The organism is Colwellia sp. MB3u-4 (genome assembly GCF_014077065.1).
Taxonomy (GTDB): Bacteria; Pseudomonadota; Gammaproteobacteria; order Enterobacterales; family Alteromonadaceae; genus Cognaticolwellia.
The window spans coordinates 183,023-198,205 of the sequence record NZ_JACGVE010000088.1 but is presented as its reverse complement, the minus strand read 5'-3'; the positions used below and the strand labels follow the sequence as shown (position 1 = coordinate 198,205).

At 39.9% G+C, this 15,183-nt stretch carries 10 protein-coding genes and 10 tRNA genes; 3 read left to right on the top strand and 17 right to left on the bottom strand.

The window, feature by feature from the left end; genetic code table 11:
• Positions 1-43: 43 nt before the first annotated feature.
• From H4J61_RS15100 to H4J61_RS15025, 16 genes are all read right to left on the bottom strand, one after another.
• Positions 44-733, bottom strand: coding sequence for a glycerophosphodiester phosphodiesterase family protein (locus tag H4J61_RS15100; protein WP_220461283.1), 690 nt, complete (start codon positions 731-733; stop codon positions 44-46).
• Between the two features lie 156 nt (positions 734-889).
• Positions 890-2,866, bottom strand: coding sequence for a tetratricopeptide repeat-containing sulfotransferase family protein (locus H4J61_RS15095; RefSeq protein ID WP_182185864.1), 1,977 nt, complete (start codon positions 2,864-2,866; stop codon positions 890-892).
• Between the two features lie 151 nt (positions 2,867-3,017).
• Positions 3,018-5,417 carry a TonB-dependent receptor gene (locus H4J61_RS15090; RefSeq protein WP_182185862.1) on the bottom strand — a complete coding sequence of 800 codons (2,400 nt, stop codon included), beginning with the start codon at positions 5,415-5,417 and terminating at the stop codon, positions 3,018-3,020.
• A gap of 388 nt (positions 5,418-5,805) precedes the next feature.
• The gene (locus H4J61_RS15085; protein ID WP_182137738.1) at positions 5,806-7,155 is read right to left on the bottom strand and encodes an MFS transporter; all 1,350 of its coding nucleotides are present in this window, start codon (positions 7,153-7,155) and stop codon (positions 5,806-5,808) included.
• A gap of 618 nt (positions 7,156-7,773) precedes the next feature.
• Positions 7,774-7,860: transfer RNA gene (locus tag H4J61_RS15080), tRNA-Leu, on the bottom strand.
• Between the two features lie 62 nt (positions 7,861-7,922).
• Positions 7,923-7,998: transfer RNA gene (locus H4J61_RS15075), tRNA-Gly, on the bottom strand.
• 40 nt (positions 7,999-8,038) lie between these two features.
• Positions 8,039-8,125, bottom strand: a tRNA-Leu gene (locus H4J61_RS15070).
• Between the two features lie 62 nt (positions 8,126-8,187).
• Positions 8,188-8,263: transfer RNA gene (locus tag H4J61_RS15065), tRNA-Gly, on the bottom strand.
• 69 nt (positions 8,264-8,332) lie between these two features.
• A tRNA-Gly gene (locus tag H4J61_RS15060) sits at positions 8,333-8,408 on the bottom strand.
• Positions 8,409-8,472: 64 nt separating this feature from the next.
• A tRNA-Leu gene (locus H4J61_RS15055) sits at positions 8,473-8,559 on the bottom strand.
• 4 nt (positions 8,560-8,563) lie between these two features.
• Positions 8,564-8,637 (bottom strand) — tRNA-Cys (locus tag H4J61_RS15050).
• A 71-nt stretch (positions 8,638-8,708) separates the two neighbouring features.
• A tRNA-Gly gene (locus H4J61_RS15045) sits at positions 8,709-8,784 on the bottom strand.
• Positions 8,785-8,926: 142 nt separating this feature from the next.
• On the bottom strand, positions 8,927-9,511 hold the full coding sequence (gene pgsA / locus H4J61_RS15040) for a CDP-diacylglycerol--glycerol-3-phosphate 3-phosphatidyltransferase (RefSeq protein ID WP_182137737.1): 585 nt from the start codon (positions 9,509-9,511) through the stop codon (positions 8,927-8,929).
• Positions 9,512-9,585: 74 nt separating this feature from the next.
• Positions 9,586-11,439, bottom strand: a complete 1,854-nt coding sequence (uvrC, locus tag H4J61_RS15035) for an excinuclease ABC subunit UvrC (RefSeq protein ID WP_259363361.1) — start codon at positions 11,437-11,439, stop codon at positions 9,586-9,588.
• Between the two features lie 2 nt (positions 11,440-11,441).
• On the bottom strand, positions 11,442-12,086 hold the full coding sequence (gene uvrY / locus H4J61_RS15030; RefSeq protein WP_182137736.1) for a UvrY/SirA/GacA family response regulator transcription factor: 645 nt from the start codon (positions 12,084-12,086) through the stop codon (positions 11,442-11,444).
• Between the two features lie 138 nt (positions 12,087-12,224).
• Positions 12,225-12,479: a hypothetical protein gene (locus tag H4J61_RS15025; protein ID WP_182137735.1), complete on the bottom strand. Its 255-nt coding sequence runs from the start codon at positions 12,477-12,479 to the stop codon at positions 12,225-12,227.
• A 176-nt stretch (positions 12,480-12,655) separates the two neighbouring features.
• On the opposite strand from H4J61_RS15025, the gene fabA reads away from it, so the two are divergent.
• Positions 12,656-13,171 (top strand): 3-hydroxyacyl-[acyl-carrier-protein] dehydratase FabA, encoded by a 516-nt coding sequence (fabA, locus tag H4J61_RS15020; protein WP_182137993.1) that lies wholly within the window; start codon positions 12,656-12,658, stop codon positions 13,169-13,171.
• Positions 13,172-13,276: 105 nt separating this feature from the next.
• On the opposite strand, the gene gltX is transcribed toward fabA, so the two are convergent.
• Positions 13,277-14,689, bottom strand: a complete 1,413-nt coding sequence (gene gltX, locus H4J61_RS15015; RefSeq protein ID WP_182137734.1) for a glutamate--tRNA ligase — start codon at positions 14,687-14,689, stop codon at positions 13,277-13,279.
• Positions 14,690-14,966: 277 nt separating this feature from the next.
• Here gltX and H4J61_RS15010 point away from each other — a divergent pair.
• Positions 14,967-15,042, top strand: a tRNA-Val gene (locus tag H4J61_RS15010).
• A 43-nt stretch (positions 15,043-15,085) separates the two neighbouring features.
• Positions 15,086-15,161 (top strand) — tRNA-Val (locus H4J61_RS15005).
• Positions 15,162-15,183 lie beyond the last annotated feature (22 nt).

Genomic DNA, 15,183 nt, shown 5'->3' with positions numbered 1-15,183 from the left:
CGAGGCGCTATCGATACTGGTATCACATGTAATATTGTCTTCATTATAATCTTTCTGGAAAATTACAAAAAATACCATCAATATTCAGTTTTTCCATTTCGGCAATATCATCATAATCATTAACCGTATACACATAAACTTTTAAACCGTTGTTATGTGCGTGATTGACAAAGTCCTGGTTAATAAAATCTACACTTAAATTAATCGACTGCGCATTAAGTTCAACCGCACAATCGGAATAAGAAAGTGGTATGCCGTCAAGTAAGGCACCAATAGGTATTTCGGGAGCTAGCTGTTTAAATTTATTTAATTCATGATGGTCGAATGAAGAGACCATAAAATCAAGCGCTGACCAAGCATGTTTTTTAATATATTTATCTATGACTTGATACGTTGCAATGGCTGTGTTTCTGCCCTTTAACTCTATGTTTACCATCACTCTTTTATCAACAAAGTCTAAGACCTCTTCGAGTGTTGGGATAAGTTCACCTTTACCCGCATCTAGTTGTCTTAATTCTGCAAACGTTTTATCTTGGGTATAGCCAACACCATTAGTGGTTCTGTCTACTTTATCGTCATGGATAACGACAAGCTCACCTGTCTTGCATACGTATACATCTAACTCTATCGCATCAACATTTAATTCTATTGCTTTTTTAAAAGACCTTATCGTGTTTTCTGGCTCATGTCCCATGGCACCACGATGTCCAATTTTTAGTATTTTTTTAGCCAAGATTGATTCCTTTATATTTTAGATCTAATAATAGTTAACGGGTGCTAAAAACTGCTGATTAATTGCAGACACCGCGGCTTCTTGATTGACCGTTAATGCCAATAAAGAACATGCAGCGTTTACTTATTCAAGGCTTATTTAAGGCTTATTTGAGGCTTACTTAGCATTGCTTAATGCTTTTTTCAGTGGCCCTAGATGTGATTCATAGTTGCGCCACTGTTCAAGACCACTTTGATAAATAGGTTGGCGAACCTGCTCAGAACTTGGTGTGCGAACAGCACGTTTATTGGTGTGAAAATCAATACAGGCCTGTTCAAAAGGCAGACCACAGTAGTCCAATATACGCCGAACTTGAGTGTCTAAATCAGCCACCACATCTTCATATTGTACCCGTAAAATTTTGCCTGGTAATGCTTGGTCCCAGTGGTCCATTATTTCAACATAGTTGCGATAATAATTCCCAATGTCCTCAAGATCATAGGAAAACTGTTGGCCTTCGCCAAATAGTTGTTTATAACCGCTAAAACAACAAGATAAGGCGTCACGTCTGGCATCAATAATTTTAGCGTTAGGGAGGATCAGATTGATAAGAGCGATATGTCTAAAATTGTTTGGCATCTTGTCGATGAAAAAAATCGCTCCTTGGCGATGATGCTGAGTGTCTTCAATATAACGTTCGCCCATTTTAGTCAGCTCATCAGCTGATAACTCTTTTAGGATACTGGGATATCTCGGCTCATCCTGCTTGGCTTGTCGTCCATTCAAGCGGTGTGCTAATCCGATGATATTGGCCAATTCCATCGTGCCATCAACCTGTGAGTGTGAAGCAAGAATTTGTTCTAAAAGTGTTGAACCCGCGCGTGGTAGTCCAACAATAAATATCGGATCAGGGGCAGAACAACCGGCCAGTTTATTACGTTCAAAAAAGGCAGCATCAAAATTATTTTTCTGAAATTCAAACGATAATTCTAGAGATTTACTATCAAATTGGTCTTGTTCGCTTTTTAGCTTATTGCCACGATGGTAAAAAAAGAAGGCTTCATCAAAGTGTTCGCTATCTTCCAAATCTTTACCTAGAGCAAAGCAGAAGTGAATTTTATCATTTATCGCGGTTGTCGGGCTTGCTTCCTGATCCCGCATTTGCTGACGTTCATCGGCAGTAAATCGGTAAGTTTTTAAATTGGCCAAACTCCAGAACGCATCGCCAAAGTCAGGTTTGATACTATAGCTTTTACGGTACGCTGTAATAGCGTCGTCAACACGGCCCATTGTTTTTAAAGCATGGCCAAGGGTTAGGTAGATTGAATTATTGGCGGCGTTGTTATGCAATACACTTTCAAAGGTGCTAATAGCCGCTTCAAAATCTCCGGTTGCCTGTTGCGCATTACCAAGGCCAATCTTAAAATTTGAATTTTTTGGGTCTGAATCTAACAGAATTTTTGCTTGCTCAAGTGCCTTTTGAAATTTTTGGCGCTTATGCAACACATGAACATAGTCCAAACGGGCCCTTTTATAATTTGGTTCAAATTCAAGGCAGCTAGCTAATAAGAATTCTGCGTCATCAAGAATTTGAAACTTCGTCCCTAACTCAGCCAGTAAGCGCATAGCTTCTGGTTGATGTGGATTGTCTTTGAGAAAGTGACGACAGAGCCATTCTGCGCGATGTAATTGTTTTTGGTATATTAGGCTGGAAACAGAAACTAATGCCGGTGGCAGGCTAGAGAGCCATTCAACACGCTGCTTAGCTTCTTCACGCATTGGATAGTCAGGCTCCGCAGCAAGTACACGCCAACTGCCAAACAATGCTGGATTTAAGGTAACGGCTTTTTCAAAAGACGCTATGGCTTGGCTGGTGTTTGCCATTGCTTTGTGAATATAACCTTGCTCTTGATGAGCTCTGCCGTGCTCAGGCATTTTTACTAGAATTTGATCAAGACTTGCCATGGCTTGGCTATGCTTTTGTTGTTTACGCTGACAAACGGCAAGACAATAAACACCTTCAATATGTCCTGGATTTTCCACCAGCATATCTTCAAGATTTGCAGATGCTTGGCTTAAGTGGCCTTTCTTAATCAAGAGTTGACACTGTTTAATCACTTGGTCAGGTTGGAGGTTTTTCAATTGATTTGGCAAAATAATCTCTCGCTAAATATCAAGATACAATTGATATTATCTATAAAGGTCCAGAAAAAAGGTCTAGAAAAAAGATCCAGAAAGAAATAGGTCGGCGTGATTAAACGCCGACCCTAACCTATCTTAAAATACTTTAAAATAAGGTCAAATGCTAATAATCATAGCTTATTCTAAAGCCAATAGTACGAGGTCTTGTCGGTGAAACCCTATAAACATTATCGGCTGAACCTGCGGCAACTTGTCCAAGAGAGTCGGTAGCATTGTCAACAAAGAGCGTTGCTTTCCAGTCGTCTTTGCCAATAGAGGCTGACAGGTTAACCTGAGTATAAGACGGTAACTCGACGCGATCAGCATCAACTAGACTATTAAAACGTGAGTCTGTCCATTTGAATACGCCTTGGAAAACAGCAGAGAAATCGCCGATTTCTTGATAGTAACGTCCGCCAATAACGCCTTCACTTTCTGGTGCGTAAGGCAGGTTTGACCCTACAGGTGTTATATTCACTAGCGTATTTGGAATATCGGTCAATTCTGAATCGATATAGCTCAATGAGCCAAAAAGGTCGACATTTTCGGTCGCCGCCCAATTAAGTTCAAATTCAAGACCATTGATTTCAGACGAGCCAACATTGTCAAAAAATGAGTTATTGGCGATACTAAGATCTAGAACACCTTGTTGCATATCACTGAAGTCAACATGATATATAGCGCCGTTAAAACGTAAGGTATTGTCAAGCCAAGCTGTTTTCCAGCCAAATTCAACACTGACAACAGTATCGGTATCAAAGGTCGCTGGAATGCCACCTGTGCCCGCTGAACGATTGAATCCACCGCCTCTAAAGCCTTCTGAATACGTGCCATAAAACATCGCGTCAGCATTCATTTTCCAGCGTATATTGGCTTTGTAAATAGTTCCTGATATCGTTGCAGGAGTCAAACCAGCCAGTCTTGAATCGACATTTGTTCCGTTAGCAGCTTCTGGTCCAGATGCTCTTTGGCCATTAGACGAATGTCCCATCAAGCCCATTTCAATCTCGTAGTGACGAGCACCTAGGGTTACGGTGACATCGTCAGTAACATCGTAAGCAAGTTCACCAAATACCGATAGCTCTTCACGATCTGTTTGGTAATCATTGAAGTAGGTTACGCCAGGAGGTCGAGCACTACCATCTGTATTAGTAAAAGCGCCTGGTATTGGGAAGTTTGGTGAGAAACCTGCGGCAATAGACCCAGCATAGTTGAAGTCAGTTAAGGTGTTAAGTTGCTGATCATCATAGAAAACACCACCAATCGCTCGAAAACGATCTTCCGCATTGGTTGCCACACGAATTTCGTGCACAACACGCTCTGTTTCGAATTGTTCAGAAGTCGTCATCACAGGACTAAAACATTCATCATAACCTGGGTAACTACAAGTGTAGTAAGGAACATATGGGCCTATTTCAATGTAAGCCGTATAATCAGTATTACCTTGGAACGTTCGGTTGGTGAACGAGCCGTTATAGATAACTTCAAGTCCGCCAAGCATACCATTTAGCGTCCATTGTGTGAGGTCGACCTGATCATCACCTTCAGTGGGAGAGAAAGTCGAAGCATTCAAGTCATCTTCAGTACTAATAGCCGGGTCGTATTCGAAAGAGCCTTCAGTATCAAGCTGTTGGTTTGTGTGTTGTATTAACAAATCCCAATCGTTATCGATTTGCCATAATGCACTAACTCTCATGCCTCTATGTGTCGCTTCATTGTAATCATCTTTTGCAAGCGTAGCGTTACTTACCACTTGTCGAGATGAAGGAACGCTGCCACCTAATCCTGGATTAGTCAATGGTAATTGAGTCGTGCTAAGGGCATTATCAATAAAGCCAGCATCGGTAGAATTATAAGCCGCAATACGTAGTGCAAATGTATCGTCTACAATGGGAATATTAAGATAACCCTCAGTTTTATTACTGATGCCACCACTCTTAGTAGATGACATACCTACCTCACCACCGGCCCTGAATTCGTCCAATACCGGTTTATTGGTAATAAGACGTACAGTACCTGCCTGTGAACTAGCGCCAAATAATGTACCTTGAGGACCTTTTAAAACTTCAATGCGTTGTAGATCAACTGCATATAAATCTATATTACGACCAGGCGTGGTGATTGGTGCTTCGTCGAGATAAAAGGCAACACTTGGCTCGCCGCCAATGCCAGCAAGTCTGACATCAGAACGACCCGCGGATACACCACGGATATATGTTTCTTGTTTACCGGGCCCTTGACCTTCAGAGCTAACACCTGGTAGCAATGCAATGTAGTCTTCAAAGCTATCAATGCCTAGTTCTTGAAGTTTTGCACCACTCATTGCCTGCACAGCCAGCGGTACAGTTTGTTGGTTCTCTGCTCTTCGAGTTGAAGTAACAACGATAGTTTCGACCTGACGTTCAGTCTCAACTTTTTTGTCTTCTACTGTACTATTTTCTTGAGCTTGTACTGTGCCATTGCTCAATGCCAGAGCGATCGCCATAGTCAATGCTGTTTTAGCGGGTCGGTTTATTTGATACATGTATATCCTCGTTGATTATCTTCGTTGATTATCTTACTGCGACTTAGCCAATTTTAATTGCTACTAAGTAAATTAATATCTTAATTGTGAAGCAAAGCGCTTATCAACAGCGACATCCTTTTGCCTCTTAGCGACAAACCGTTAACAATAATTAGAAAACGGCTGTAGCCTAGAAGTTATCTGGTTTATAACTTCATTATTTAATATGGCAGAAATTTTGACGCTGTAGCATACTACAATATTTAAAATATTACTGGATATAGAGGAAATAAACAGTAATCTTCGGTGAAAAGGGTCTATTTAGAAGAAGTTGTTTTTTGAACCACCCGCCAATATTACTTAGGCGGATGGCGTTAAAATATTTATAAACATTAAGCAATTGACGTGATCAGCGCTTAATTAACACTTCCCCTGACTTTGCCGCTTTATATTCTGCATGCATAAATGCCCAAACAGATATAATACCAACCGCTGAAATCAATATAAGCATATTCATAAAACTAGACCAACCGCCCGCACTATCGGCCAATCTTCCACCAATAAAAGCAAATGTTGCACTGGCCGCAAAGCCAAAAGCATCAATGAAGCTCACTAGTTTTGCGCTATGGGGGCCACCATATTCGATGGAGAATATTGACATAGGTAAGTAATAAGCGGGAGAAATTGAAAAAGCGAATAAGAAAATTGCACTCAAAGCCACCATGTAGTTCACCTCAACACTGAGATTAAACCAAGATAAATATTTCAAGGTCAGTACACTCAATAAACTCAGTGTCATGGCTATAGTTAAAACTGTCCGGATGCCCTTTTTGGAAAAACGGTCGTAAAATGCGATCGAAGCTAACAGTCCGGCTAAAGAACCGACGGGAAATATAGTAGAGGCCATTGCTGCCTGTGAGGGCGATAATTGGTAAGTTTCCATAAGATAAACCGCAACAAAATCTAAAAAGGCCATCATACAAGTAAGCATCATTAGCATGAGCACGACCAACCAGACTCTAGGGCTTTTAACAAATGCCAGCATACCCGCCAGCATACTTGTGCCTTGAAGGGGGTGATTATATTTGTTATCAATCGCCTGTTTTGATGCTTTCGCCAACTCTATACCTTCGGCACTAGTGTCGGTATTATCACCTTCATTTTCTCTGAAAAAATTTGGGTTTTCAGGTTTTTCTTTCAGGAAAAAATAACAACCAATAAATATAACCAAGGCAAAAGCCGCAGCGATGAAGCCTACTGAACGCCAATGCATAAAGCTCAACAACCAACCAAAAAATAAAGTCGCCAACACCACACTAAATCTAGAACTGGTAGAGATAATACTCCACACCCGTCCGTAATGATGAGGGTGATACCATTCTCCAACCAGTTTAGTCATACCTGGCCAGCCTGAAGACTTTGTGCAGTAAAGCAAGAATGAAAAGACAGTAAAAGCCATTACATTAGGCGAAAGTCCAAAGGCGATAACAAACAGTGCGGTAAGAAAAATTCCAATTAAAAAAGTAAAGCGCCCACCAATCACATCAGCAAGAGGCCCCCAGATGAGTTTACCCACAAGTGCACCTAGGGTGCCATAAGCCGCGAAGTCTCCAATATTTGTTTTTGTTAAGCCTAAGGTATCATCGGCAAGCATGGCAGGACTTAGAATAGTAATCATTTGACGGCAGATCATCATGGCAGCATAACCAAGATACATGGCGATAATAATGTTTAATTGCTTTGGGGGTCGGATAGACATAATTTCTCTGTGAACTGTTGCAATATAGTTGACGGGGCTACTATAGAACTAGGGTTCAATTGGGGGTTAATTGTTATTATTATTGTTTAGACGAGACTATGTTGCTCAGTAGCTTACGTCAAATTAACGCATAAACAGTCAGCGTTGAATGATACTAGACTTAAGTAAAATAAGGAAATTTCTGTCAGTACTATTTCTATTAGTCAGATTTTGGTAAAAAAACTTAAATTTTTAGTATCAATAATGTTAAAAATATTGTCATCGGTAGTCATAAATTCAAATGGCGTAAATGAAAATAGCGGTTAAATTTTTATGGAGGTGTTCAAGAGGTAGTATTGAAGGCTTATGCTAATAGTCATGATACAAGTATTAGTGAACTTATCCGTGATGAACTTGTGCGTGGTAAATTTAAACAAGGGTTTAAGCCGTTAAAAGCATAAAAACTTTGAAAAAATATAAATATTAATACAAAACATCAAGTCTAGTTAGCAACTATTACAGAGAGGTAGTTAAAAATATTTGTATAGAAGATATTGGCAAGGATTTGATTATATTGGGAAAAAATTTAATTACTATAGAATTTTTTTAATTTACTCAACAGAACGTAAAGTAAAAAGATGGTACCCGAGGCCGGACTTGAACCGGCACACTCTTACAAGCGAGGGATTTTAAATCCCTTGTGTCTACCAATTCCACCACTCGGGCATCGAGAGTTTTTTTTATAGTAGAGATTGGGACCCTACTTTGACAGTAATAACTGTCATATTTGGAGCGGCTGACGAGACTCGAACTCGTGACATTCACGTTGGCAACGTGATGCTCTACCAGCTGAGCTACAGCCGCTTCGGTATTCTACAATACATCCAACTGATATAATCAGTAATGGTACCCGAGGCCGGACTTGAACCGGCACACTCTTACAAGCGAGGGATTTTAAATCCCTTGTGTCTACCAATTCCACCACTCGGGCATCGAGAGTATTTTTTATAGTAGAGATTGGGACCCTACTTTGACAGTAATAACTGTCAGATTTGGAGCGGCTGACGAGACTCGAACTCGTGACATTCACGTTGGCAACGTGATGCTCTACCAGCTGAGCTACAGCCGCTTCATGGTCTTAATTTATAACCAGTAAACTTATAACTAGCAAACTAAGATTTTTAACACGTTTAAAATTTGGAGCGGCTGACGAGACTCGAACTCGTGACATTCACGTTGGCAACGTGATGCTCTACCAGCTGAGCTACAGCCGCTTCATTATTTTAAACTTTCCCATACATACGCCAATATGTATTAATTCTTACTGCACAAATGAAATGGTACCCGAGGCCGGACTTGAACCGGCACACTCTTACAAGCGAGGGATTTTAAATCCCTTGTGTCTACCAATTCCACCACTCGGGCAATGTGGAGGCGGGTCCCGGAGTCGAACCGAGGTACACGGATTTGCAATCCGCTGCATAGCCACTCTGCCAACCCGCCACTTACATCAAAACTATTTTCATTTACTACCCATAAGGTAGTCTTCCCTGTACATTCTCTTAAAGAGAAATTGGAGCGGCTGACGAGACTCGAACTCGTGACATTCACGTTGGCAACGTGATGCTCTACCAGCTGAGCTACAGCCGCTTCATGTGCTGACTCCCTGTCAACTGGAAACGCATTCTACATTGAAAAACTTATGAGTCAACCCTTTAATATCAATTTTATTTTGACTGCTCAAAAAGCGACTAATGTGGTGTTTTTTTAACTAAAAACAAGCTATTTAACACTAATTAATCTTAGTTAACTCTGGCCAAGCCGCTTTGAAATAAATCACCATAGACCAAAAAGTAAGCACAGTGGCAATGGCATAAAAACTAAAAGCGGCAAAAAGTAATATTTCATGCGGAAATTCAAACAAAATTAATGGGATATCATAAGTTGGATACCAAATTAATCCCATAATACCTAACATTTGTGTGGCCGTTTTATATTTACCCATTTGTGAAACAGCGATTATTTCTCTTTTACCTCGTGAAGACATAAACTCACGTAAAGCACTAATAAATATTTCGCGCGCGATCATTAATATCGCTGATATTGATATCCACCACACTTGTAAGTCTTGAATCAAAATTACCAGCGCAGCAACCACCATTAACTTATCAGCAACGGGGTCAATAAAAGCACCAAAGGCAGACGACTGATTAAGTTTTCTTGCTAAGTAGCCATCAAGCGCATCACTCACAGCGGCAAACCAAAAAACAACAAAGGCACCAAAATGATTCCAAGACACGGGCAAATAAAACACCACGATAAAAACCGGGATTAAAACAATTCTAAATAAAGTAATTTGGTTGGGGATTGTCCACATAATATGTCTTATATTCTTATCGTTAACTAATTAAAATTGTATCGAAGTAAAAGACATTTTACACAGATTGTGAGTTAATTGTCATGCAAGGCGTCATAAATATTTTCTGCCAATACTTTACTGATACCCGGCACTTTTTCTAGCGCGGTTCTGTCTGCCTTTAAAACTTCTTGTAAGCCACCTAAATATTGTAAAAGCGCTTGTCTTTTTTTAGCCCCTATTCCTGGAATATCTTCTAATGTAGATTTTTTACTAGCTTTTTGTCGTTTTGCTCTGTGGCCCGTGATGGCAAACCGATGCGACTCATCTCGTATATGTTGTACAAGGTGCAGTGCCGGTGACGTAGCAGGTAATGATATTAATTGATGACTACCAGCTAATATTAAGGTTTCTAGCCCAGGTTTTCTTGACTCACCTTTCGCAACCCCGACCAATAACGGAGTTTTTACTTTATCTACGCCGGCAAAAAATTCTTCCGCTTTTGCCAACTGCCCTTTACCACCATCGATAAAAATAATGTCTGGCATTTTTTCTTCACTGGTGACTTTGCTATAGCGTTTGTCTAAAGCAAATGCCATAGCGGCATAGTCATCACCTGGCGTAATGCCATACACGTTGTAACGTCGATAATCACTTTTTAATGGCCCTTCTTGATTAAACACCACATTTGACGCGACGGTTTGTTGTCCCATAGTATGGCTAATATCAAAACATTCAATGCGTGATATGCCATTGGTTAGCTCAAACACTTCATTTAATGCGACAAATCTTGCCTGCATTGATTCTTTATGAGAGTTTCTCGTCATTAAAGCTGTTGCAGCATTAGTGCAAGCTAATTTAAGGTATTGCGCGCGCTCGGTGCGAACATTGTGTGATATTTTTACTTCATGCTCTGCTTGGGCGCTAATGACCTGAACGATGTCTTGCTGGTTATCAATGGCCTCAGGGATAATAATTTCTTTTGGGATAGCCCCTAAGTTAAGTTCATTACCAATATAATGTTGGCTAATAAAAGCCGCCATTATTTCCGCATCGCTGGTATCAACGGGCACAGTTGGAAAATAACTTTTACTGCCTAATATTTTATGTTCTCGAACAAATAATAAGTGGATACAAGCTTGCGACTTATGACGATGAAGCCCGATAACATCCATTTCCGCGGCAGAGCCACTGACAAACTGTTGCTGCTGAACTTTTCTTAAGGTCGCAATTTGATCTCGGTATTTTGCCGCATGTTCAAAATTGAGCGTTTTACTGGCGTTTTCCATATTATCTACTAGGTGCTCAATCACAATCGAACTTTTGCCTTTGAGAAACAATTTGGCTAACTGCACTTGCTTTTGATAATCCGTTGGCGATATTTTATCTACACAAGGTGCTGAACATCGGCCCAATTGGTGCTGTAAGCATGGCCGACTTCGGGCCCGATAGTAGCTGTCTTCACACTGTCTAAGTGGAAAAATCTTTTGCATTAAGCGCAAACTCTCCCAGACAGCACCTACCGTTGGATATGGACCAAAGTAATCACCTTTAACTTTTTTACCGCCACGGTGTAAACCTAATTTTGGATGTTTGTGGTCAGTGATCAGTAAATAGGGATAGGTTTTATCGTCGCGCAGTAAAATATTATATTTTGGTTGATACTTTTTAATATAATTATTTTCGAGGATCAGCGCTTCGCCTTCCGTATGGGTTACGGTAACGTCAATAGCAGAAATTTGTTTAACCAGTGCGCGAGTTTTATTACTGCCCACATCTTTGCGAAAATAACTCGCTAAACGTTTTTTTAGTTGCTTCGCTTTACCAACATAGATCACCGTTTGGGCTATGTTGTACATGCGATAAACGCCAGCTTGTTCAGAAACGGCCGCTAGGAAGGCTTTATGATCAAATGAGCTTTCATCATTTGATAAAATTTTATCAGACAATGCTATAGCACTTCAGTTTTTAACATACCATGGCGAATAGCCAAATGCGTTAGCTCAACGTCATTACCGACATTAAGCTTATCAAACATACGATAGCGGTAGCTATTAATGGTTTTAGTACTTAGCACTAATTGTTGTGAGATATCAGGTACTTTTTCGCCACGCGTGATCATTAACATGATTTGCAATTCACGTTCAGACAAACTACTAAAAGGATTTTCATCTGGGGATTTGAATTGGCTTAACGCCATTTGCTGGGCAATCTCGGGTGTTATATAACGTTGGCCGCTATGAACAGCACGAATCGCATTGATCATTTCATCAGGACCGGCACCTTTGGTTAAATAGCCTGCCGCGCCAATCTGCATAACTTTTGTCGGAATGGGGTCAGTGCAATAAACGGTTAACACAATAACTTTTACATCAGGCGCATAACGAATAATTTTTTTTGTTGCCTCTAAGCCGCCAATGCCTGGCATGTTCATGTCCATAAGGACAACATTAGGCTCGACTTTACGACAAAATTGTACGGCTTCCTCGCCTGTTTTAGCTTCACCAATCACCTTAAGTCCTTTTACTTCGTCTAGGATTTTTCGTATTCCAGTACGAACCAACTCATGGTCATCAACTAACAAAACATTTATCAACGTAGAATTACCTTATTTATCACTTTATAAAAAGCAGCAGAATTAATAAAAAGAATATAGCGAATTGGTCTCTAACACAATATAAATTCTTGCTTTTTCTCTAATTCATTTCCTTAATCAAGGTCGTTTAAGTCATTATTACAGCTCGTTTTTATTTAGCCAGTTATTTAACAAGTGAATTTGGCCATTTTTATATGCCGCATAAGTCAAACGCACTGCATTACTTAAAATGATACTGTCATTCCATTTTGTTTGCTCGGCAATTAGTTCGTAACATTTTTGTGCTTCTGGTGTCAGATAACCGCGCATTTCTTTTTTACCGCGATCTTTTTGCCGTTCACGATAACGTTTTTGTTTTTCCGCATTAGTTAATGCTTTCTTTTTTATATTCATCAATACCTTACCTATTAAAAGTTTAAAACCTTAGTAGTTATGTATAACCAATTCTTACAAAATATTGTGAATTTGTTAAGTCATATATAAATTTATTTAACTGTTCGGAGTTGTTTAGCGTACAAGTGTTAGCTAAAGTATGGTCTTTGAAATTATTAATAAACGTAAGTGATGACATGGAACAACAAAATTCGTTCTCAAAAGAAGACCTAGTAAAAGCAGGTACTGGTGAAATGTTTGGCCCTGGCAACAGCCAGTTACCATCTGACAATATGTTAATGATGGATAGAATTGTTAGCATTAATGATGATGGCGGCGAACATGGCAAAGGCGAAATTATCGCTGAATTAGACATAAATCCAGATCTTTGGTTTTTTGATTGTCATTTTAAAGGTGACCCTGTTATGCCGGGTTGTCTTGGCTTAGATGCAATGTGGCAATTAACAGGTTTTTTCTTAGCATGGTCAGGTGGTCCAGGTCATGGTAGAGCTTTGGGTGTAGGTGAAGTTAAATTTACTGGCCAAATTTTGCCAACAGCGAAAAAAGTCACTTATAAGATTACCTTAAAACGCGTTATTAAGCGTAAATTATTTATGGGTATTGCTGACGGTACGGTTTCTGTTGATGGTCGTGTTATCTACACAGCGAAAGATTTAAAAGTGGGCTTGTTTACCGATACTACTAAGTTTTAATCACTATTTAACTAAGTGTTATCAGTAACATCGTCCTGAACATAAAAAGCCAGCAATTACGCTGGCTTTTGTTTATCTTTTTTCACAAAACGTTAATTTTATAAATTAACTATTTGCGATACGCGCATCAACCACGGCAATAGCTTGATCAATTCTAGCCAAAACTTTTTGCTGATCTAACAATGCTAAGGTAATGTCTAATGAGGGTGAATTGCCACCACCTGTGGCAGCAACACGTAAAGGCATGCCCACTTTACCCATGCCTACTTCAAGCTCTGTTGCTGTGTCGTTAATCGCAGCATGAATGGGTGCAGCTGACCAATCAGTCAAAGCCGCTAATTTCTCTTTTACTAACAACAGAGGTGCTTTTACTACCGGGCGTAAATGTTTTTTCACCGCACCCGCATCAAGTTCAGTAAAATCTTCATAAAAGTATCGGCTAATTTGTGCCATTTCTTTTAATGTTTTTACTCGGTCCGCTTGTATTTTTACAATTTCTTCAAGGGCTGGGCCATTTTCAACATTGATACCCTGCTCTTTCATATGCCACGCAAGATGAGAGGCAACATAAACCGGATCGAGTGTTTTCATGTAATGCTGATTAACCCAGATAAGTTTGTCAGTATTAAAGCCTGAAGCTGCTCGGTTACAGTCCTTAAGATCAAATAACTCAATCATTTCTTCACGAGAAAAAATTTCTTTATCACCATGTGACCAGCCTAAACGCACTAAATAATTCAATAGTGCTTCTGGCAAGAAACCGTCATCACGATATTGCATTACACTTACAGCGCCATGACGTTTTGACAAACGTTTACCGTCATCACCTAATATCATCGGGATATGGGCATATTCAGGTACGGTTGCACCTAATGCTTTTAAGATATTAATTTGTTTTGGCGTATTGCTGATGTGGTCATCACCGCGAACTACATGTGATACTTTCATATCCCAGTCATCAACAACAACTGTTAAGTTATAAGTGGGTGTACCATCTGAGCGAGCAATGATTAAATCATCCAGTTGCTCATTACTAATAGTAATATCGCCTTTAACCATATCTTTAATAACAACATCGCCGCCTAATGGATTTTTAAAACGAATCGCATAAGGCTTATCTGTTGGATAATCGGTGCGTTCACGCCATAAACCATTGTATTTCTCAATTTCACCTTTCTCTTTCGCTTCTGCACGCATAGCATCAACTTCTTCAGCAGTGCTGTAACAACGATAAGCGTTACCAGAAGTGAGTAGTTGCTCAATCACTTCTTTGTAGCGATCAAAGCGTTGAGTTTGAAAATAAGGCCCATGAGTCCATGGTAGGTTTAACCAATTCATGCCGTCCATAATGGCGTCAACGGATGCCTGTGTTGAACGCTCTAAATCCGTGTCTTCTATTCTAAGAATAAAGTCACCACCATTTTTTTGCGCATAGAGCCAACTATATAAAGCAGTACGAGCACCACCAACATGTAAATATCCCGTAGGGCTAGGGGCGAATCGAGTTGTTAAAGTCATAAAAGTCTCAATGAAATATCTATTTGCTTAAGTCAGCAAATAAAACAAAGGTTATTAAAAAAGTTGCGCCATTTTATCAGGCAAGTGCATGAAATACACCTTTTAGCGCGTTAAATTTCCTGACGACCTGAGACAACAAATAAAAATAAAGTTCACAAAACCATCAGTCTGTCCAAATTTAAAGCATTCAAGCTCAATAGTGAAAATAAATATAAATAATTACTGAGTTTTGGTTGACAGCTTTTATGATCTCCCTATAATACGCCCCCACAGAGAAGGACGATTAGCTCAGTTGGGAGAGCACCGCCCTTACAAGGCGGGGGTCACTGGTTCAAGCCCAGTATCGTCCACCACTTCTCTGTTAGTACTGTTAAATAGTATGTGTAAATTTATATCGGACGATTAGCTCAGTTGGGAGAGCACCGCCCTTACAAGGCGGGGGTCACTGGTTCAAGCCCAGTATCGTCCACCACTTCTTTTACCATAAAGAAGCA